Annotated in this window: 19 protein-coding genes and 1 pseudogene; 8 read left to right on the forward strand and 12 right to left on the reverse strand. The window is 60.5% G+C overall.

Going from position 1 to position 20,429, the window contains the following annotated elements:
• Positions 1-71: 71 nt before the first annotated feature.
• From JQ624_RS27075 to mddA, 3 genes are all read right to left on the reverse strand, one after another.
• Positions 72-1,334, reverse strand: coding sequence for a CaiB/BaiF CoA-transferase family protein (locus JQ624_RS27075; RefSeq protein ID WP_212421962.1), 1,263 nt, complete (start codon positions 1,332-1,334; stop codon positions 72-74).
• Between the two features lie 330 nt (positions 1,335-1,664).
• A complete protein-coding gene (locus JQ624_RS27080; protein WP_212421963.1) occupies positions 1,665-2,087 on the reverse strand; it encodes a GFA family protein in 423 nt (140 codons plus the stop codon).
• Positions 2,088-2,123: 36 nt separating this feature from the next.
• Positions 2,124-2,900, reverse strand: coding sequence for a methanethiol S-methyltransferase (mddA, locus tag JQ624_RS27085; RefSeq protein WP_212421964.1), 777 nt, complete (start codon positions 2,898-2,900; stop codon positions 2,124-2,126).
• 144 nt (positions 2,901-3,044) lie between these two features.
• Here mddA and JQ624_RS27090 point away from each other — a divergent pair, with 144 nt between their 5' ends.
• Complete coding sequence (locus JQ624_RS27090) at positions 3,045-4,601, forward strand: winged helix-turn-helix domain-containing tetratricopeptide repeat protein (protein ID WP_212422010.1); 1,557 nt, start codon at positions 3,045-3,047, stop codon at positions 4,599-4,601.
• Positions 4,602-4,622: 21 nt separating this feature from the next.
• Here JQ624_RS27090 and JQ624_RS27095 read toward each other — a convergent pair whose 3' ends face one another.
• The gene (locus tag JQ624_RS27095) at positions 4,623-5,675 is read right to left on the reverse strand and encodes a hypothetical protein (RefSeq protein WP_212421965.1); all 1,053 of its coding nucleotides are present in this window, start codon (positions 5,673-5,675) and stop codon (positions 4,623-4,625) included.
• Between the two features lie 237 nt (positions 5,676-5,912).
• Here JQ624_RS27095 and bamA point away from each other — a divergent pair, with 237 nt between their 5' ends.
• Positions 5,913-8,258: an outer membrane protein assembly factor BamA gene (gene bamA, locus JQ624_RS27100; RefSeq protein WP_312014501.1), complete on the forward strand. Its 2,346-nt coding sequence runs from the start codon at positions 5,913-5,915 to the stop codon at positions 8,256-8,258.
• On the opposite strand, the gene JQ624_RS27105 is transcribed toward bamA, so the two are convergent.
• Genes JQ624_RS27105 through JQ624_RS27115 form a run of 3 tightly spaced genes read right to left on the reverse strand, consistent with a single transcriptional unit; the run spans position 8,239 to position 9,562 of the window.
• Positions 8,239-8,814 (reverse strand): DUF6456 domain-containing protein, encoded by a 576-nt coding sequence (locus JQ624_RS27105; RefSeq protein ID WP_212421966.1) that lies wholly within the window; start codon positions 8,812-8,814, stop codon positions 8,239-8,241. The two genes, bamA and JQ624_RS27105, sit on opposite strands and share 20 nt — an antisense overlap.
• A gap of 47 nt (positions 8,815-8,861) precedes the next feature.
• Positions 8,862-9,032: a hypothetical protein gene (locus tag JQ624_RS27110; protein ID WP_212421967.1), complete on the reverse strand. Its 171-nt coding sequence runs from the start codon at positions 9,030-9,032 to the stop codon at positions 8,862-8,864.
• The gene (locus JQ624_RS27115; RefSeq protein ID WP_212421968.1) at positions 9,029-9,562 is read right to left on the reverse strand and encodes a GcrA family cell cycle regulator; all 534 of its coding nucleotides are present in this window, start codon (positions 9,560-9,562) and stop codon (positions 9,029-9,031) included. The genes JQ624_RS27110 and JQ624_RS27115 overlap by 4 nt, the downstream gene beginning before the upstream one ends.
• Positions 9,563-9,693: 131 nt before the next feature.
• Here JQ624_RS27115 and JQ624_RS27120 point away from each other — a divergent pair, with 131 nt between their 5' ends.
• The 3 genes and pseudogenes from JQ624_RS27120 (at position 9,694) to JQ624_RS27130 (ending at position 12,132) form a co-directional block, all read left to right on the forward strand.
• Positions 9,694-10,332 carry a S24 family peptidase gene (locus JQ624_RS27120; RefSeq protein ID WP_212421969.1) on the forward strand — a complete coding sequence of 213 codons (639 nt, stop codon included), beginning with the start codon at positions 9,694-9,696 and terminating at the stop codon, positions 10,330-10,332.
• A gap of 170 nt (positions 10,333-10,502) precedes the next feature.
• Positions 10,503-10,779 (forward strand): annotated as a pseudogene (locus JQ624_RS38780) (hypothetical protein).
• A 165-nt stretch (positions 10,780-10,944) separates the two neighbouring features.
• Positions 10,945-12,132, forward strand: coding sequence for an OpgC domain-containing protein (locus JQ624_RS27130; protein ID WP_212421971.1), 1,188 nt, complete (start codon positions 10,945-10,947; stop codon positions 12,130-12,132).
• Here JQ624_RS27130 and JQ624_RS27135 read toward each other — a convergent pair.
• The gene (locus JQ624_RS27135) at positions 12,020-12,328 is read right to left on the reverse strand and encodes an alcohol dehydrogenase catalytic domain-containing protein (protein ID WP_249130102.1); all 309 of its coding nucleotides are present in this window, start codon (positions 12,326-12,328) and stop codon (positions 12,020-12,022) included. The genes JQ624_RS27130 and JQ624_RS27135 overlap by 113 nt on opposite strands.
• Before the next feature lie 207 nt (positions 12,329-12,535).
• On the opposite strand from JQ624_RS27135, the gene JQ624_RS27140 reads away from it, so the two are divergent.
• A complete protein-coding gene (locus JQ624_RS27140; protein ID WP_212421972.1) occupies positions 12,536-13,063 on the forward strand; it encodes an MbcA/ParS/Xre antitoxin family protein in 528 nt (175 codons plus the stop codon).
• Positions 13,060-13,731 (forward strand): RES family NAD+ phosphorylase, encoded by a 672-nt coding sequence (locus JQ624_RS27145; RefSeq protein WP_212421973.1) that lies wholly within the window; start codon positions 13,060-13,062, stop codon positions 13,729-13,731. The genes JQ624_RS27140 and JQ624_RS27145 overlap by 4 nt, the downstream gene beginning before the upstream one ends.
• Before the next feature lie 264 nt (positions 13,732-13,995).
• Here JQ624_RS27145 and JQ624_RS27150 read toward each other — a convergent pair whose 3' ends face one another.
• Positions 13,996-15,705, reverse strand: a complete 1,710-nt coding sequence (locus JQ624_RS27150) for a sulfatase-like hydrolase/transferase (RefSeq protein WP_249130114.1) — start codon at positions 15,703-15,705, stop codon at positions 13,996-13,998.
• A 202-nt stretch (positions 15,706-15,907) separates the two neighbouring features.
• On the opposite strand from JQ624_RS27150, the gene JQ624_RS27155 reads away from it, so the two are divergent.
• Positions 15,908-16,429 (forward strand): cytochrome c, encoded by a 522-nt coding sequence (locus JQ624_RS27155; RefSeq protein ID WP_212421975.1) that lies wholly within the window; start codon positions 15,908-15,910, stop codon positions 16,427-16,429.
• Positions 16,430-16,436: 7 nt separating this feature from the next.
• Here the strand turns inward: JQ624_RS27155 and JQ624_RS27160 are convergent, their stop codons facing one another.
• The 3 genes from JQ624_RS27160 to mdoH all read right to left on the reverse strand — a co-directional run bounded on the left by JQ624_RS27160 (position 16,437) and on the right by mdoH (position 20,292).
• Positions 16,437-17,780, reverse strand: a complete 1,344-nt coding sequence (locus JQ624_RS27160; protein ID WP_212421976.1) for a hypothetical protein — start codon at positions 17,778-17,780, stop codon at positions 16,437-16,439.
• Positions 17,764-18,426: an FkbM family methyltransferase gene (locus JQ624_RS27165; RefSeq protein WP_249130103.1), complete on the reverse strand. Its 663-nt coding sequence runs from the start codon at positions 18,424-18,426 to the stop codon at positions 17,764-17,766. Before JQ624_RS27165 ends, JQ624_RS27160 begins: the two co-directional genes overlap by 17 nt.
• Positions 18,427-18,510: 84 nt before the next feature.
• Positions 18,511-20,292, reverse strand: coding sequence for a glucans biosynthesis glucosyltransferase MdoH (gene mdoH / locus JQ624_RS27170; protein WP_212421978.1), 1,782 nt, complete (start codon positions 20,290-20,292; stop codon positions 18,511-18,513).
• Between the last annotated feature and the right edge of the window lie 137 nt (positions 20,293-20,429).

Consider the following 20,429-nt stretch of genomic DNA (forward strand, 5'->3'; position numbering starts at 1 on the left):
TTCTGAACGAACGGACGGGGACTTCATGGCCGACCGCCCCGCTGCAGATATTCAAACTCGATCGCCGCTGCTCAGGCCGTATTGCCCGGCTTCCCGAAAGCCCCCGCCTCCGCCAGGGCCGCGATACGTCGCTCATCATAGCCGAGGGTCTTTCGGAGCACCTCCCTGGTATGCTCGCCGAGCAGCGGCGCCGCCACGGGATCGACGGTTGGCGTCAGGCTCATCTGCAGCGGCGTTTCAATATTGGGGACGGTGCCTGCGGTCGGATGCGGAATCCGGCTGAGACGATGGCGGTCGCGCACTTCCGGTGCATTGAAACCTTCCTCAACGGTGCGCAGATAGCCGACCGGTATGTTGGCCTTCTTCATCTTCGCCATCCAGTGCTCAAGGCTATCGCTGGCAAAGATACCGGCGATGATGGCGCGCAACTTTTCCTTGTTGGCGGTTCGGTTTTTCCTGTGGGCGAACTCGGGATCGGTGACGAGGTCCGGCCGATCGAGCACGTCCACCACCAGCCGGCGATACAGGCGGTCGTTGGCGCAGGCCATGTAAAGCGGTCCATCGGATGCCTGATAGACCCCGACGGTGGGCGAGCCGTTCGGCGAATTTCCGAAGCGGCCAGGGTTCGCGCCGCTGATCAGATAGGCCATGCCGTAGAAGCCGGTCATCGTCACGGCGGTGTCGATCAGCGCGACCTCGACCTGCTGGCCGCGGCCGAGCCGGTCGCGGGCGATCAACGCCAGCAGGATCGCGTTGCATGCCGACATACCCGTCGCCATGTCGACGATCGGCGGACCGGTCCGCACCGGCTCGCCATCCGGAAATCCGTTCAGCGACATGAAGCCGCTTTCGGCCTGCGTGATCGGATCAAACCCCGGACGCAAGGCGAACTCGCCCTTGCGGCCATAGGCCGAGATCGAGCAATAGATCAGCTTCGGATTGATCGGCGCGACGGAGGCATAGTCGAGACCGAACTTCTTCATTATGCCGCCGGAGAAATTTTCCACGACGACATCCGCTTTCGCGATCAGTTCGCGCGCGACTTCGAGCGCCGCAGGATTGTTGAAATCGAGCGCGATGCCGCGCTTGTTGCGATTGAGGCTAAGGAAGGCCGCGCTCTCGCCGCCGATTTCCGCGTGTTCATAATGGCGGGTATCGTCGCCCCCGTCAGGGTTTTCGATCTTGATCACCTCGGCGCCGAAATCGGCCAGTGTTTGCGTGCAGGCCGGGCCGGCCACGACCCGGGTGAAGTCGACAACCAGCAGACCATCCAGCGCAGTCGGTTCGCCCTTTACGCGCGGCATTCGCTCCGGCAATTGCGGTCTGGCAGTCATCTCCCGCATTTCCTCTTGTTATTTTATTCTGCCTGGCGAAACGAAGGCTTTCGCCGCGACTTCAAGGCTTTCTTACCGGAACCAGGCGGGTAACACCAAACCCCGATTTTGCAGGGCGGGACCTGCCGCTGACATAGCTCTTAGGACGGCACGCGGGGCCGCCGCATGGCTCTCGCATTCAGGCTGCAGGCCCGAACTCGACCGTGACGCTGCCCCAAAAAAGACGCCGCCCGCCCCGGTGAGGTCCGGGAGTCGAGCGGCGTCTCATCGATGAATTGGCGCCGCGAACAGCGTTCGCAGCGCCGTCACTGCTGTGGAAGCCCGTCTTTCCTACTCGGCGATCACCTCACCGGAGCCGCCGAGTTCGGCAGGAAAATCCTTCAGTTTGGGCAGCCCATCCCGCATCGGCAGCACCGTCTCGGCGTAATTGACGTGCACGCCGGGCGTGAAGGGGAGTGTCGGGAGGGTTGCAGCGAAGACATCGACCAGCCCGAGGGTCGGATGATTGGTCATCAGATGACCGCCGCACTCCGCGCAGTATTTACGCTGGCTCATCGGAGTCTTTTCGAACGTCGCGACATGCTGCGCCCCCGCCGTGATCCGTACCGCTTCCGGCTTCCACAGGGTGAACGCATTCACCGGTCCCCCGGACCATGAACGGCAGGAACGGCAATGGCAATAACCCATTCCTTCCGGCGTGCCCGTGACCTGGACCTCAACCGCACCGCAAAAACAGCTTCCAGTATGCTTCATGATTCTTCCGTCTCCCTTCAGACAATTGAGAAGTGGTCAGCTCAGTTTGTGCCAGGGGAACAGCATCGAAACCTGTTCCCGATAATGGCGATATTCGTCGCCGAACATGCCGACGAGATCACGCTCTTCGAGCATGATGCCGACAAAGATGTGGGCGGTCGTCACCGCCGCGAACAGCAGATGCCCCGCGCTCATCGTCGGGGCCGCCCAGAAGGCGATGATGAAGCCGAGATAGATCGGATGCCGGACAAAACGATAGAAGAACGGCGTCCGGAACACGGGCGCCGGCATCTCGCGGCCTGCGGGATTGTTGGCGACCTGATGTAGTCCAAACAGTTCGAAATGATTGATCAGGAAGGTGCTCGTGAACACGATTACCCAGCCAATGAACGACAGTGTGGCGATCATCATGGCCATCTCGGGCTCCTGGGCATTCCAGATCACGGTTGGCATCGGGCGCCATTGCCAGAACAGCAACAGAAGCGTCAGGCTTGCACACAGCACATAGGTGCTGCGCTCGACAGACCTCGGAATAAACTGCGTCCACCAGTGTTTGAACGATTTACGCGCCATGACGCTATGTTGGACGGAAAATAACGACATCAATGCGAGATTGACGACAATTGCCTCGAATATCCCCGATTTCGCCCCGGTGTCGATCGCCTTCGGCACCACAAGCCCCGATACGAACCCGATGGCGTACAGAATCGTGAACAGAAATGTGAGATAGGCCACACCGCCGAACAGAAATGCAGTGAATCTTAGCAGCCGATTGCCCGGCATTGCCGGGCTGATGGCTTGGGTTTCCGTCATGAAATTGACTCCGCTGCGGGAAATGGGATTGCAACTCCCGGTCTTGGCAGGATGCACGGAGAATGGCGCCAGGACTTTGCCTGACACTTGATCTCTTCATGAGACGGACTTGATTGTTTCTTGAGAAAATATGCGATGGGGCAAGTGAAATTCAACTTCGATAATCACATCCTGGACACCGATCGTCGCGAGCTGCGCCGTGGCGGCGATCTGGTGGCGATGCAGCCGCAAGTATTCGACTTGCTGGTTCACCTGTTGAAACACCGCGATCACGTGGTGAGCCGGGATGATCTCATTGCGCTAGTGTGGGGAGGGCGGATCGTCTCGGACTCGACGCTGGACAGCCGGATCAACGCCGCTCGAAACGCGATCAGCGACAACGGCAAGGAACAGCGGCTCATCCGCACCATTCCCCGCAAGGGGATTCGCTTCGTCGGCGCCGTGAACGGCCCATGCGATGCACGAGCAGCATCGCCGGTAGAAGCGGAACAACCGCGTTCGGGGTTGGCGCTGCCCGACCGGCCGGCAATAGCCGTACTGCCCTTCGACAATATGAGCGGCGACCGGGAGCAGGAGTATTTCTCCGACGGAATCAGCGAGGACATCATCACCGCACTGTCGAAATTGCGCTGGTTCTTCGTAATCGCGCGCAACTCGTCGTTCACCTACAAGGGCAAGGCGGTCCAGATGAAGCAGATCGCCGCCGAGCTCGGGGTGCGCTACGTGGTCGAAGGCAGTGTGAGAAGGAGCGGCGGTCGCGTACGCATTACCGCGCAGCTCAACGACACCGCAACGGGTAGTCATATCTGGGCGGAGCGTTACGACCGCGACCTCACCGACGTATTCGCCGTGCAGGACGAGATCACCGACGCCATCGTCACCGCGATCGAGCCGCAGATCTACGCGGCGGAGAACTTTCGCAGCCGGCGCAAGCCACCCAACAGCGTGGATGCATGGGACCTGGTGATGCGGGCGTTATCGCATCACTGGCGAGTGACGCGGCCCGACAGCCTTGCCGCACAGGCGCTGCTCGAACGCGCAATTGCGATCGATCCGAACTACGGCCAGGCGTTGGCCCTGTTCGCGACCAACCATATGTTCGGCGTGCATCTGGGCTGGACTGACCTTGCAACTGCAGCACCTGTCGCCGAGAAAGCGGCATTGGCGGCGATTGTCGCCGATAGCGAGGATGCCTGGGCACATACGGCGCTAGCAAGCGTGTATTTCTCCACGCGCCGGCTCGACCATTCGCTCGCCGAGTTCGAACTGGCGCTCCAGCTCAACCCGAACTTCTCGCTGGCGCAGGGGTATTATGCGCTGGCGCTGTCCTATAGCGGGCGATGGACGGATGCCTATGCGGCGACCCAGCGCGCCATCCGCCAGAGTCCGCGCGATCCCTCTTCCGCGATCTATTACGGCGTTGCCGCCTACGCCCAATTCGTCGGACGGAACTATGAGGAAGCGATTGCACTGGCGCGCGAGGCGACCCGTCAGCGCGGCGACCTCACCGGCGCCTATCGGGTGCTGACGGTCGCGGCCGGCATGACCGGCCAGATCGAACTCGCCCGGACCGCGCTTCACGAGTTGCGTCGGACCCAGCCCAATATTTCGCTCGCCTGGATCGCGACGCAGTTACCCTGGAAGCACGAGGCCGATCGCGAGCACTATCTCGAAGGCTTTCGCCGCGCCGGGCTGGAATGAGCCGCGGCCGCAGGCACTGGATTACTGTTGCTTCTCCCAGAACGACAGCAATCCCTGCGAGGCCGAGCCGCCGATTACACAGGGAATGCCGACCGCGACCTGCCCCAGCGCAGCCGCAGAGACACAACCGAGCGCGACCGCGCCGACACCAACCTGACCCCAGAAGCTGAGGTCGCGGCGGCTATCGGAGCCCTTGATCTTGAGTTCATCCACGGCGGCGAGCGCATCCTTGCGCAGGGCTGCGATTTGCACCGTGTCCGCCGCCTCGACCACTTCGGCGAGCGGCACCTTGACCGCCGCCGGCTGTCTGACAAGTTCGCTGCGGAGATATTCGCGCAAACCGGCGTCGCGGATCGCGTAGCTGGCCAGCGTATAGCGAGCCATGCTTCCGACCGTCAGCTTGTCGATGGTGTCGCGGCTCTTGCTCCAAGGCAGCATCTGGATGATGCGCTGGATAGGCGCATGCGAGCCGGTTGCAAAATAGTAGCCCCACAGCGTATCCAGCAAATCCTGGTTGCTCGCAAACGTGAGCGTCGTGTTCAGCTTCCGCTCGTCCTTGGCGAAGGGACTCTTGGTGAACGCGCCGCGTAACTTGTCCATCATGCCGGGCTTTACCTCTTCCAGCGGGATGTCGGTCAAGGTCGGCAGCTTGCCCGTGAGATAGCCGTCGATCATAACCCGCCGGCCCGGCATTCGGGGCGCGACCCGGCGAAGAACGTTTCTCCAGTCGGGCAGCCCCGAATAAGCGATGGCACGGACGATCACCCACTCGTCTTCCGGTCGAACAGGAAACAGACCGGCAATGAGCTGCTCGGCCTTGGCAGGGTTTGAGCCGATCGCACCCGCGATAAAGCCGAGATAGATTCCGGCATTCTCCGGTTCCTTGAACGTCTGCGAATGAAACAGTACGCGCACGGCTGCCGGGACATGGGCATAGTCCGGCTTGGCCCGGTAGTTATAGATCCATTGCTGGACCACGCCGAGCGAGGCCCGCGGATCGACCTCCGGCGTCTTCTCTGCATGCGCGGGCTGGATCAGCATGAGCGCGGCGGCAATGAAAGCTGCATAACGCATGTGATGCTCCTGCGAGCCTAGACGCATGCGGCAATTTTGGCGCGCGCGTCTTGGGCTCTCTCGATGGCGGAGCATGAAGCGCGCATTGCGACAATTCTGAGAAAATCCGCATTAAGAGAAAGCGTCCAAATTGTGGCGCATCACGAAAACCCCGCCCGCAACTCACCTTATCCCAGACATTTTTTTGCCCCGCGCGGGCAATTCGATCTCAGCTGATCAATAGGGGTCCGGCGGGACGTGGAGATCAGACGCATCACGCAGCACAACCGATCGTCCAGATCGGGGCTGGCTGCTTGCCGGCTTGCGGGCGCCCTCGGCTTGATTTTCGCGGCGCCTGCCGTCGCCGAAACCGTACCGCCATCGAAAGGGTCGATCATCGTCGAGGGGAACCGCCGCGTCGATGCCGAGACCGTACGCTCCTACTTTCACGCAATGCCCGACGGGCATTTCGACGATGCCGCGCGCGACGCGGCGTTGAAAGCGCTGATCGCGACAGGCCTGTTCGAAAAGGTTTCCATCGAACGCGCCGGCGGGCGGCTTGTGGTGCATCTTTCCGAAGCACCTGTGCTCGACCGCGTCGCATTCGAGGGCAACAAGAAGGTCAAGGACACCGACCTTGCCGCCGCCGTCGAAGCGAAACCGCACGGATCGCTGCAGCGCGCCACCGTGCAGGCCGACGTCGGCCGCATCATCGAGGCATACCGGCGTGCCGGCCGCTCCGAGGTCAGCGTCGATCCGCAAATCATCGACCGCGGCAATGGCCGGGTCGACCTCATCTACGCCATAGCGGAGGGAGCAAAAACTCCGGTACGGCAGATCGACTTCACCGGCAACAAGGCCTTCGGCAAACGGCAGCTCCGCGCCGTGATCAAGACCTCCGCCCACCATATGTTGAGTTTTTTGACCGGCGGTGACGTCTACGATCCCGACCGCACCGCGCAAGACCAGGAACAACTGCGGCTTTATTACCGCGGCAAGGGCTATGCCGATGTCAGCGTCTCATCGGCAAAGGCCGAGTATGATCCAGCGGCGAAGGGTTTTACGCTCAGCTTCGCAATCGATGAGGGCCCGCTCTATCGCTTCCGGGAAGTCAGCGTCGCCTGCAACGTCCCGGGCATGGATTGCGACAAGCTTCGCGCCCTCCCCACCGCCCATCCGGGCGCGGTGTTCGACGGCAACGCCCTGGACAAGACCACGGAGCTGCTGGCGATCGAAATGGCAAAGCTCGGCTATCCCTTTGCCCAGGCGACCCCTCGCCTCACGCGCGATGCCGCCACACAACGTATCGACGTCGCCTTCGTGATCGAACAAGGGCCTCGCGCCTATGTCGAGCGGATCGAGATCCACGGCAATACGCGCACGCGCGATTTTGTGATCCGGCGTGAGTTCGACATCGCGGAAGGCGATGCCTACAACAAGACGCTGATAGACCGGGCCGAGCGGCGCCTGAAGAACTTGAACTACTTCAAAACGGTGAAGATATCGAACAGGCCGGGCTCGGCGCCGGACCATGTCATCCTCGATGTCGAGGCGATTGACCAGGCAACAGGCGATTTCAACGTCGCCGGCGGTTACTCAACCACCGATGGCGCGCTTGTCGAGGTCAAAGTAGGCGAGCGCAATTTCTATGGCACGGGCAAAAACGTCCAGGCCGCCTTCACCTACGGCCAATATGCGCGCGGGATCGACCTGGCCGCGTCAGAACCCTATTTTCTCGGCACCAAGGTCGCGGCCGGAATCGAACTCTTCGGCCGCCAGAACGACGCCAATAGCTACCAATCCTATGGCAGCACCACCTACGGCGCGAGACTGCAGCTGGGCACGCCGATCAACGAGCAACTCGGCGTGCAATGGCGCTACTCGATCTACAATCAGAACATCACGCTTTCGCCGAACGCTTCGGGTCTGACGTCCTCGCTGGCCGTCCGGCAGGCGGCCGCCGCCGGTCCGACCTGGGTCTCCGCCCCCGGCAGCACGACGACCTACAGCACACTGGACAACACGAAGAACCCGACCAGCGGAATCAGGTCGCAGCTCAGCCAGGATCTGGCGGGACTTGGTGGCGACGTCAAATTTCTCAAGACCACCGAAGACGTACGCTATTACAAATCGCTCAGTAACGACCTGGTTGGCATGGTCCGCGCCCAGGGCGGCTACGTCACCGGTTGGGGCGGCCAGCAGGTGCCGCTGATGAACAATTTCTTCGGCGGCCCAACCATGGTGCGAGGCTTTGCTCCCAACGGATTCGGCCCACGTGACCTGACGCCGGGCACCACAATGGATAATGTCGGCGGCAGCGCTTATTGGGCGACGACCGCCGAGCTGCAGAGTGCGATCCCCGGCGTACCCAACGAATACGGCCTGAAGGCCACGGCATTCGTAGATGCCGGCAGCGTATTTCGCTATAGCGGATCGACGGCATCGCTTCAGGTCGCCAACAAGAATGTCGTGCGCTCGTCGGTCGGCGCGGGCCTGACCTGGGCCTCGCCATTCGGCGCATTGACCGTCGACTACGCGGTACCGCTAAGCAAGGCTGCCTATGACGTGGTGCAGCCTCTGCGATTCAGCGCGGGAGGGTTTTGACGGGGACAGGATGCTCCGTCGCGAACCCATATAACAGCGCCAGCCGGTCGAGGCATTCGCGCAATCGCCTTGAAAAATAGTCGCTCCAGCGTTTGGTACACAGGCCCCTCCGCTGGCCGACCTGCTCCATGGTTAGACCCTGGACCAGCACGTCATGCACCAGCGCCGAGCCGTCCGCGCCGAGTTCGCGTTCGGCCCGGTTCAACCGCAGCACAGCCTTGCGCTGGCCCTCGGTGATCGGTTCGCGGCTCTGCCCGCCATCGACATATTCCCGGGTCGGATCGACCGCGCGCGGTCCGCGCTCGGCCTTCTCCCAGTCACCCTGGAACGCACGCCCTGCCTGATACTGCGCCTCGTCGATCTGGCGGTGGGAATGCAGGCGAGCGAGCGGGTCGTTGCGGATCGAACGCAGGGCAATGATCTTCTCGCCCGGCTCCAACGCCAGGGGATTATCGACCTCGACGGTTGCGACTTCGGCATTGCGTAACAGATCGCGCGTCCTTCGGTCATGCGCCTTGGCGGGATTGTACGGCTTTCGGCGTTTGGCTTTCGGCATCTGATGGACTCCTTGAAAGCAGGAGAATTCGTTTTCGACCGGAAAATCTATTCGATTGATGCGTCCGCTATCTCTTCGCGCAGCAATTCGGACAATTCCTCGCGGCGGCCGCAGCCCTCCGGCTGAAGTTCGATCAGCGCGCGCAGGTGAGCGATCCGATGCCGGCGCGGCAGCCGTTTCAGCCTGTCGGCCACGCAGATGACAGCAGCGTTGTTCATGCCGCCTCCACTACGCGCAGCGAAACGATGCTCACCGCGCGTTCAGCGGGCACGATCGGATCGCGGCTCAGATGAAAATGGGGCGTGCAATAGCTCGAACCCGGGCGGCGCGGATGACCGCAGAAGGTGATGGCCTCGCCCTCTTCATCGCCGCCATAGGGATAGCGGCAGGCGCCGCGCTCCAGCTCGATCAGGGAGAGATGCCGCGGATCGATCCGGATGCAGCGCAGCTTGACCGGCTTGATCGCTTTGAACACCGGCGTCAGCCAGGGAAGCGCCGGCGCCCTGAAATTGCCGGGACGGGGCTCAGCGATCTGGTGCAGGTCAGCAGGCTTGGTCGGCATCGAGGGTTGACGGCGATCGTCCGCTCCCAGCCCCAGGCGCCGGGCGCGCCCGAGCGCAGCACTGCGAGAGTAGGACGTATTGAATAGTGAATTGATCGCGTGCGCGGCCTCCGAAAAGCTCATGCCTTTGGCAAGAAATTCCCGCAGCGCGTCCGAGTGCTCGGGCGCCCAGTTCGACAGTTCCATTTTTGTTGTCCTTGCTCTTGTCAACGCCGCCCGACGCCGGCAATCAATTTCTGATATTCCGAAATGAAAGTCAAGCTTGATTTCTGATAATCGGAATTGCTATGATTTCTGAAATTCGGAAAGGTCTGACCATGCTGGACATCAGGTTGATCGAACGGGGACTGGAGAAGCCGGGCAAGACCAAGGGTGGATTGGCCGCTGCGATGGGCGTTCGCCCTGGCGCGGTTTCCGAGATCCTGTCCGGGATACGCCTGATCAAGGCGTCGGAAATCGCGCCGATCATTGACTATCTCGAATTGAATTCGGTGCCGATCATGGGCCGCGTCGGCGCCGGCGCCTCGATCGAGCCGGAACACGAGCAGGTGCCGCCGGAAGGCCTCGGCGAAGTCGAACTGCCCTTCCCGATCGCTGAAGAGACCATCGCCTTCGAAGTATCCGGCGATTCCATGCTGCCGAAGTACGAGAATGGCGATATTATTGTGGTCTATCGCGAGCAGCGCCATCCGCTGTCGAGCTTCTATGGCGAGGAAGCCGCCGTCCGCCTGAAGACCGGCGAGCGCTATCTGAAGACGATCGAGCGGGGAAAATCCCCGACCTCGGTCAACCTCACGAGCTTCAATGCCAAGCCGATCACCGGCGTCAAGCTGGAATGGATCGGCGAGATCTGCGTCACCCTGCCCAGGGGGCAGATCGAGCGATTGCGTAACAAGGCGGCAGCCCGGGCACGCAAGGCGACCAAGACGACGGGTGGCCGTACGCCGGATAAATAGCTATCGCCGTCGCGATTCTCCTAATCGACTGATTCTATCGATGCCGCGACAGCCGCGCCGTCCTCAACGATGCAATTTCTGTTTTTCCGAATTTTGACTTGCCTTACTTCCGTTTTTCAGAAGTACTGTCATGGTCGATACCGGCGCACGGATAAGGTCAGATCGCCAACATGCAGTATTTTGTCGTGATGATCGACTACTGCCGGCGCGGTCGCGAGGCCATCGTCGACCCGGATATCAAAAGGCGCGAGGTCATCTCCCTGGGTCGCGTCGGGTGAATACAGGAATATCAGCTTCATCCATGAAATCGCGGATTGCTCGGTCGAGGATATCACCGCCGAGATCCTCAGCGAGGCTGCCCTGCCCGACCTCGGCGCGACCGCCGCCGATCTGCAAGCCAGCCATTTCGACCACATCCGCGATCTTCGCAAGCACGAGCGAGCATGATCCTGTCCGGTCGCTCTATTCCCTCAAAATATTGTGATTGTCGGGCGGGCTTTAATCGCCGACAACTTGCTTAATTATTCTTCACGTAAAGTCTATTCCGGCTGAGCGGACAGTCGCGCTAGATTCGCGATTCGATTCCTCCGACCTCAAAGTTCTTAATCCACAATGTATCCGTCAATGAAGGCCGAGCTCGCTGCGCGCGACGGCGATCTCCGACTCTGTCTCCTGCTTGGTATCGCGGCCTGGTTTCTCTTTCTCGATCACGTCCCGCACAATGCGGTCAGCCTGCTGACCATGCGCAATTTCGGGTTCAGTGGCGCCAGCGACCTGTTCGTGTTTATCGGCGGCTACACCGCCGCAATCCTCTATGGAAGGATGATGCTGGAGCGCGGGCTCGTCGTGACGGCAACCCGTATCTTCAAGCGGCTGTGGCAGCTTTACGCCGCTTATATCGTCCTGTTCGTGATCTATATCGATCTGATCGGATATGTCGCGCGCAAATCCCGTGCATCCGAACTAATCGGCGATTTCAACGTCACGGGCATCGTCGACCATACGATCCGGACGCTGATTCATGGCCTGCTGCTTCAGGCCAAGCCGCTCAACCTCGAAGTGCTGCAACTGTTCATCGTACTGATGGCGGTCTTCCCGTTCGTTCTGTTCGGCATGGTCCGCCGGCCGAATGTCACCATGGCGGGGTCAATCGCTCTCTACTTCGCAGCCCGCCAATTCGACTGGAATCTGTCTTCGTTTCCGGATGGACGGTGGTATCTCAACCCATTCTGCTGGCAACTCCTGTTTGTGCTCGGCGCCTGGTTGGCATTGAGCGGCGCGAAACAAATGCGCGCCGTACGTACGCTTCAGGAAGTCGCGGTCCTGCGCACCCTGGCGTGGCTGTATCTGCTCTTTGCCCTGGCCATGACGGTGGCAGGGAAATTTCCGCAAGCCGGCATCGTCCCGGACCTCCTGCGCGATGCCTTTCTTCCCAACGACAAGGAAAACCTCGCCCCCCACAGGGCGCTTCACTTTCTCGCGCTGGCTTTTCTGTTTGCCTGGATGGTGTCGCGAGACTGGGCCGGATTCCAATGGCCGGCATTGCGGCCGATCATGACGTGCGGCCAGGAATGGCTGGCGGTCTTCTGCGCCGGCGTGTTTCTTTCGTTTGCCGGGCACCTTGTATTGATCACGGGCCCGGATTCGCTTGCCATGCACGTCCTGGTCAGCTTTGCCGGGATTTTGATCATGACGGGCGTGGCCTACTACGTGTCGTGGTCCAAACGGCAGGATCACAAGCCGGCATTCCGGCCCCCCGCAATGACCGGGCTACCGGAGGAGGGTCGGTTCGCCAAATAATTCGGGCGTGCGCCTCTCCCATGGCTTTGGCTGCCATTTCGGCGTTCGGATTGGTTCGGTCGCAGCACGAAAACAGACCCTTCTGACAGAACCAGCATTGACCGCAGCCGATAGTGAATGGAACGATGACGCGATCACCGATCTTCTGGTTCGTGATTTCGGAGCCAAGTTCGATCACCTCGCCACGACCCAGCATCCCCCCACCACCTGCTTCCTTCGAAGCAGGCAGCGCAACAGGCCAACCTATAGGGGGCAAGATTGCACGTCAAAACACATGGGAAGCCCGGGCCAACGGCAGGAATACCTGATTGGGACGGGGTAAGCGACCTCCGAACAGCTGGATCACAGGGTTGCAATCTGTCTTGATTTGGACTATATTCAAATTTGGATGAAGAGGCAACCTATGTTGAATAAACGGAAATCGCCCCAGATTGAGGCAGTAAAAGGCCCTCAGCGTCTCGATAACTCACGATTTGCTCCGGCTAACCGAAGGCGGCTCAGCGCCCCAGCTTTACGGACCTTCCTCGCTATCGCTGATCTGTGGGGATTGACGGAAGAGCAGCGCCTCCTGGTCCTGGGGTATCCATCCCGGTCCACTTACCATAACTGGTGCAAGCAGGCGCGTGAGCACGGCGCTTTCACCCTCGATGTGGACGTTCTCACGCGCATTTCAGCGATATTCGGCATCCACCAAGCGCTGGGGGTCCTCTTTCCCCAGGAACGGCTCGGCGTTGACTGGTTGCGAAGTCCACATAACGAGGTCGTCTTCGGTGGACATCCGCCGCTCGACCTCATCACTAACGGCTCTCAAGATGGATTGCTCTCGGTGCGTCGTTTCCTCGACGGCGCGCGTGGCGGCCTCTACATGCATCCGAACACGATCGACGAGACCTTCACACCTTACGACGACACGGAGATCGTCTTCCGGTGACGGACGCTTTCGCACCCTCGCCGCGGCCTGCCCATCGCCTGATCCCCTCACAATTTCCTCCCATCGGGCTGTTCGATACGGTCGCGACGGCGGCCGATCTTTCAGCGGTGATGGAGCTCGTCGGTTGGACGAACGACCGCCTGGTGGCCGAACGTATCGACCGGCTACCGCGGGGCGAATGGGTATATGGCACAGCCAACTCCAGTATCGTCATGGCAGCCTTTCTCCACGTCGCTCCCGGCGGAATGAGATTCAACGGACCGGAGCTTGGCGCCTGGTATGCAGCCGATGATATTCGCACGGCCGCTGCCGAGGTCGGTCATCACTTGCGGCGCGAAGCGGCTGCTCGCAACGCAGCCACGATGAGCCGGACCTACAGGGCATACACCGCTACGCTGCTAGGGGATTATCTCGACATCACGGGGCAGCAACTAGCACGTCCCGAGGTGTATGCGAGCGATCGTTATGGTGCTTCGCAGAAGCTTGGCGAGGATATTCGAGCGTCAGGTGGTGCGGGGCTGCTCTACGGCAGCCTACGGCGTCGCACTGGCATCAACATCGTCGCGCATAGACCGCGCAACATTGTAGATATCGTGCAAACGGACCACTTCGAAATCACGGTCCAAGCAACAGCACGCACGATTGACGTGCGACAATTATCTAAATGAGTAATGCACCCGACTGAGTTGAACCGCACTGCCTGTCGCAAATTTGGCATGATCTGATGACGCAGTTAGTTTCCAACAAAGCCGAAGCGGACGTTGCGGCTCGCCGCTATTGAATCAGGTCGACCCCGTCCGGTAGCGCGATCTCCAACTTCGGAATTCGGATTCGCAGGCGAACAATTATGGAATTTCGCACGTGAAAGCATTGATAATGAAGAGCGCTTCGTCGCTAGGGCAGGCGATGCCTGATCTGACGGCTCGCATTACCTATAGCCCCCTGATAAGTCCGGCATCTATCAAAAGTCGGTTCAGGCGACTGGCCTGCCCCCCTTCTTCGCAACTGTAGAATAGCCCCCCGCACCGTTGCAGGATCGCCCTCTGCTCCGCGAAGCTCGCATCGAGTGGAATACCGGCTGCCAGCAGCGCGACCAAGGGCAGGTACGGCGCATCAAGCAGGTCGAGCGCCGCTGTGGTATCGACCGGCGCGAAGTTCACCGCGTCGAGCGCGTAGTATGTCGCCAGGTAACGCTGGTCCAAGGTTTTCGCCCGTTTCGCAAGTTCTTCCTTGCCGAGCGACGGATCGATCAAGCGAACTCCAAACTGGGGCTGATGATCGCCGTAGCGGATGATGAGGAAGGATTCCGTGGGAAACTCCTGAGCAAGCCTTTTCAGGAGTGCTTGATATTCCTGCGCGGATATCGCCTGACGCCGAATGTACTCTTCCACGTCAGGTGCGTTGCCAAGGTCGCGCCATTCGAGCGGTAGCTCCGGGCGCAACCGCTCGTCCCATGGAAAATGATTAGCCACCGTGTACACATAGAGAAAGAGCGCTCCCTTGCCGCGTTCTCGCTGGATCAGATCGATCGCCCGGTCGTAGTAGAAGCTGTCGGCCTCGAAAGCGCTGGTCCCCAAGTCCTGCATGTCCAGGTAATGCGCGATACCGGTGGTCGTGTGAAATGCGCGCGACCCCAGAAAGGAGCCGTAGAACGGGTACAGGCTGAAGGTTTCATAACCGCATCGCCGCAATACGCGTGGCAGACCGCGATAGACGTGTCCAGCAGCGATTCGCGTCACAGATGTCGCAAACCGCCCGAACGATCGAACCGAAAGGCCTGTGAGCACGTTATACTCGGTGAACCAGCTTGGTCCGCCGACGCCTTCGACGAGAAGCTTGCGCTCCCGGCCATCGAACGACTGAAAATGTCGATGATACTCGGCCGGTACATTGACCCCGGGCGCTACGGTAATGTCAAAGCTCGATTCATCGTGCAGCAGTATGATATGCGGAAGCTTGCGTGCTGGATGGCAGACGGCGTCGGCAGCCTCGGTCACGTGCCCGTGCCCACTCTCAGCCGCGTCGAGATATCCGCGAGAGGACAGTTCGTGAACTGCCTCCACCCCCGTCCGCGCAAATTTCGAGATGTAGCTTCGGCCTTCGAAATCCTCGTTGAGTCCGGTCGGCCAAAACAGCGACACAGCAACGAGTGTCGCAGCCGATATGGAGAATCCAGCGAGGCTGGCCTGGAGGCTCACACGATATCGGTCCAGCCGCCAGGCGATGACGATCACGACCGCCGTCACCGCAACCGCCAGCAGGATCCACCAGCGTAAGCCAGGAAATGTCTCCAGTAGAAACGCAGTCGTGTCGTGATCAACGATCATCACATCGACGAAATCGATCGTCATCCAGAGCTTGTCGAACTTGAAGCGCGACAGCAGCGTCAGCGCGATCAAAATTTCAAGAGAAATGAGCGCCGCCACAGTCGGCCTGCGGAGCAAAGTCAAGCACAGGCAGTTGAGCATGATCCAGACGAGGAGGAAAACGGTCATGCCCGCGGGGTGGACCTCGGTCGCGGCCATGAGGACGACCGCGCCTGCGTGCAGCAACAGCGCCAGGCAGAGTGCTTCCCTGCTCCAGCCGCGGCCAGCCCTCTTCATGGTGCCGCTGACGAAAGCACTTGATGCACCGCAGAACATGCTCAACGCGCGCTCAAAACCGGTTCCGCGCACATGATGAATTCGCCTTTGGTATCACCACCCATTGAATTTTGGTCGCAAAGCGTCGCGTGAAATTTGCATGTGATGTCGTATCATATACAACCTTTCGAACGGTTGGTTATTCCCGTCCCGAGCCACTAATTTCAGTTCCGGGGCGGCAAACAGGCGATCGGAGGCTTGCATGCGCTTTCTTGCAACACTCGGTGCATTGGCAATTGTGGTCGGCATTGGCTGTGCGGCCTTCTTCTTCAGCGGCTATTATAGCGTCGCCGGGACGGCCGAAGATCCCGCTGCCGTTACATGGGCTCTGACCCGGGTGCGGACCGCGTCGATCAATCGCCACGCCAACGATAATCCACCGGCCTCGTTTGGCGACGCCGCGATGGTACAGGCCGGCGCCAAAGCTTATGCCAGTTTCGGCTGTGCAACCTGCCACGGCGCGCCAGGCGTTAAGTGGCTGAAGTTCTCGGAGGGACTACATCCCGATCCGCCGGACCTGAAGGAAGTCGCCGGTGGGCTCTCCCCTGCCCAACTGTTCTGGGTGATCAAGAACGGCATCAACATGACGGGCATGCCCAGTTTCGCGCAGGCCGGCGCCCAGGACAACGAGATCTGGTCGATTGCGGCGTTTGTCAAAAAATTGCCGAGCGTTTCCGACGCAGACTACAAGGCTTGGACCGCGTCGACTGAACCGAAGCAATAGGCCCTTTCTAGCGCGGAAGCTCCGCTCTCTTGCTTCCACCGGAGATAACAACGACGCCAGCGGCGATGGCGGCCAGCACCGCCCAATAGCCGTAGCGGAAGTCGGACGCCACGCCCACGGCAAAGAAGCTCAACACATAAATCGTTGCCGAACCGCAAACCCCCAGCGCGAACGCTGCTTCGCGCGGGGCGCTTCGCCGCCAGCTCAAGCAACAGACAATGATGCAAGCCAGAAGCCAAGAGCCAGCGCGAAGAAAGGGCGTAGGTTTGAGCACGTCGTGTGCCGAAACCAGCGCGTTGAACGCAGCTCGATCGGAAAAGACATTCTTCGTCGGATGTTCAACATCGGCCGTCCACATCGTCAGATTGTCGGCTGCGAGAAAATTCCACATGAAGACCGAGCGGTGCCGCAAATAGGCAATCGGATGGTGAAGGATTGCTGCCACCCAGGCCTTGGATATCGCCGAGGTACCGAACAAACCTTTTTCACGCTCGACCTTGCGCATCACGAAATCACACGGCTCGAGCCGCCAATAAATGTCCCACTGCGTCGGCTGGTAACAGTTATCGAGCAGTATCGCGTTTTCCGATTCGCTCCAGTCGACCGGAAACTGGTTCTCTTTTGAGTAGTGACTGATGCCGCCGAGATCGAAGATCATGATCGTTTGCAGCGGATGCTTTCGTTTCGCGTCCAGCATACCGTAGTAGACGAGCTGCACGATGCCAAACAGACCAATCACGGCCGGAACGTAGAGGATGGCCGCTTTGCGCAGGGAGACTCGCGACAGCCAAACAATGTAAGCGGTGAGTACCGGCGCAGCCAGCAAGGCGTTCGGCCTCAGCAGGACCCCAAGTATAACCAACACAAGCGCCAGCACCTGACCGGTCAACCTAACCGGAGACGGACGTTCGGACACCGCGAACGCGACAGTCGCGGCAAGCAACCAGCACGTCGCAAGCAGAACGTCCCGCCAGATGATGCCGGCCAAGGCCAGGGCAGGCGGCGTCATTGCCAACAGAGGCAACAGCAACGCGCTGGTCTTGCCGCGGGATGCGAGCGCAAGCGACAGGACGCCAAAGCCCATCCAGAAGGTCGTGGCAATGAGCAGGAACATGCTGGCGGCGCCGGGAGCGATCGGATCGATCAGACCCCACAGCCAGACCATGACCGGCGACTGCCAATCGCCCTTCGTGCCCTTGGCGATATCTTCATAGACAAACTTGGCGTCGTAGGTCATGACGCCGGGGTAGAAGATCAATAGCGTCAAGCCGAAACCTGCGGCGAGCAGTATGGCGACAGAGATGATCAGAAGCCGCGGCTGTAACAGCAGTTGATCAGGCCGCGACGGCATAGATGTCTCCGGAATTGGCCGCCTGCGGCACCTCAATCAGCCAACGAGCGATGTCCTGCGCATCCACCCACTCCGCGACCAGCGTCTGGCTTTCCCCAAGGGCCGCGTTGAAGCGCTTGTAGCCCATCGCCGAGCACCGCTCGATGCAGGCAAGCCCCACGTCGCGCTGGATGGTAGTGAACTCAAACGAAACCGCGCGCACCGCTTGTGACAGGCCTGACAGCGCCTCTGCCTCAAAACCCTCCACATCAAGCTTGATGAATGCGGGAACGCCGTGCTTGGCGATCAATGCATCCAGCGTGGTGACCGCGACGTCGATGGTCCGGCTCCAGCGCTGGGTTTCCCAACCCGGCGCGCCATGAGCGGCTTCAACAAACGCTGGGGAGACCGACGACACTGTCGGGTTATCGACATTGATCAGCATGCGCGCCCTGCCCGACTCGCGCCCCACCGCCAACGCCTCGATTGCAACAGATTTGCTGCGGCCATAAAGAAACCTGAGAGCTCGCACCATCGACGGCTGCGGCTCGACGGCGACAACGCGCGCACCCAGCCGGTGGAACGAGGCGACGCGATCGCCGACATGTGCGCCGACGTCGAACACCAGATCGCCGGGCCGTACGAAGCTGCCATAGAGCCGGTCCATCGCCGCAGCCCGCCGCTTGTCTCCGTAATAGATACGAAACGACCTGATAGTGGCGCGCACGGTCCTGATGTGGCTGGGCATTGGCTAAACCGAGCTTGTCAAAGGCGGCTGGCTCTCTGAATTGATCGCGGGCAATGCCAATTCCAGAAGATCCTCCGGGGTTGCCGTCTCCTCGGGAACCCGGCCGATGCCCATACGGGCTGCTAGATCGCCAAGCGCTGGCCGGGCCGTTACCATCGCAAAGAGAGCCGACAGGGCCGGCCCGCCGGCAAGCAGGAGAATGTACGGCAATGCCCACGGCTGGCTTGCCAGCACGAGGCCGAGCGAGGTGCATCCCACGAGGGTCTGCGGCCAAAGATCATGCAACGCCAGTTTCAAGGGCACCGCGTGATCGTCGCGGACCTGCCCCATCCAGCTGATCTCGCGATTGAACAGCAGGCCAAAGAAAAAGATCGTGTGACTGATCCAGAGGATCGGACACAGGACGATCGAGTACATGGTTTCGATAACGAAATTGACGGTGAACCGGCCCGCGCCGCCAAATGCGCGGCGCTCCTCCGGCGAAAGCAGGACGTCGAGGGCGCCTGCGATCTTCGGCGAGAACCACATCACGAGCACCCACGTCAGCAACGCGCCGCCGGCATCGGCGCGCATGATCGTGGCGGGATCGTCACACCGTATGAGCGCGATTGTCGCAAGGGCGAGCAAGCCAATCCAGGCCGGAGAGCCGATGAACATCAGGATCGCGAGTACCAGCTGATAGCGGCTGACCGGCTTAAGGTTCGGCAGCAACAGAAATCGCCAGTACTGCATGTTGCCCTGACACCAGCGCAGGTCGCGACGCATGAACTCCAGCAATGTCGGTGGACTTTCCTCCCAGCCGAGGTCTTCCCGCGGCATCACGCGCACATGATAGCCGGCAGAGCGCATCAGCGCCGCCTCGATCTGGTCGTGACTGAGGATATGCCGCTCCTCCCCGCCGTCCCCGGGCAACAACGGAAGCTGGCAGTGCTTTATAAACGGTTCAAGCCGCACGACAGCGTTGTGTCCCCAATATGGGCCGCAATCAGACTGCCACCACGCGCTTCCGATCGTGTAGGAGCGCATGCCGAGCCGCATGCCGAACTGAAAGATGCGGGCGAACAAACTCGTTGACGGCAGCCCCACGACCAAGCCCTGCAGGATACCGAGCCTGGGATCGACCTGCATGATCCGGACGAGCCGGATAATTGCGTCCGCCGACATGAAGCTGTCGGCATCGAGCGTGACCGCCAACTCGTGGCGATTTCCCCAGCGCTCGCAAAACTCGCGGATATTGCCGGCCTTGAAGCCGACGTTCACGGTACGACGCCGGTAGCTAACAGCGATCCGATCGCGCCAGCTTGCGATCAACTCGGAAAATTGCGCTTCCTCCCTGACCGCAAGATCGGGATCGTTGGTATCGCTGAGGAGGTAGAGGTGGAAGCGCTCACCATAGCCGGAAGCGTGGATTCCCTCGAGCATCGGCTCCAGGTTACGGATGATACGGAACGGCAGCTCGTTGCGAACGCAAAGCAGGATTGCCGTCGAAGCCGTCACGGGTTGGTCATCCCCGATCAGGCTGGCCACGGGCAGTACCGCAGCCACCGGATCGACGGAAAAGCGCATGATGATGAATCCGATCACGGCATTACAGAACCCCGCGACCATCCAGGGCAAAGTGACGGTGAACAAGGCAAGCGCGGCAAAATCGACGATTCCAAATCCGCCGGGCGCCAACGCCAGTCCGGCGAGCCATAGCGATCCCGCCATGGTGACCAAAAACAGGACAGCGAAAATCGCCCGCCTTGCGAACATGCTCTTCTCGGCGGCATCGGCTTGTATCATGGCGGGGGGGTGTGCTTGAAGTAGAACAGGTTACGACTTCTCATTCGACGGCGGGCGGTGCGTATTACAACTTATAACACGGCGAGCCGTCGGGAATTCCAGTCCGAGATGGAAGAAAATGGCTGTTAGCGCGAGCG

It is taken from the genome of Bradyrhizobium sp. AUGA SZCCT0283 (assembly GCF_018130385.1).
GTDB lineage: Bacteria > Pseudomonadota > Alphaproteobacteria > Rhizobiales > Xanthobacteraceae > Bradyrhizobium.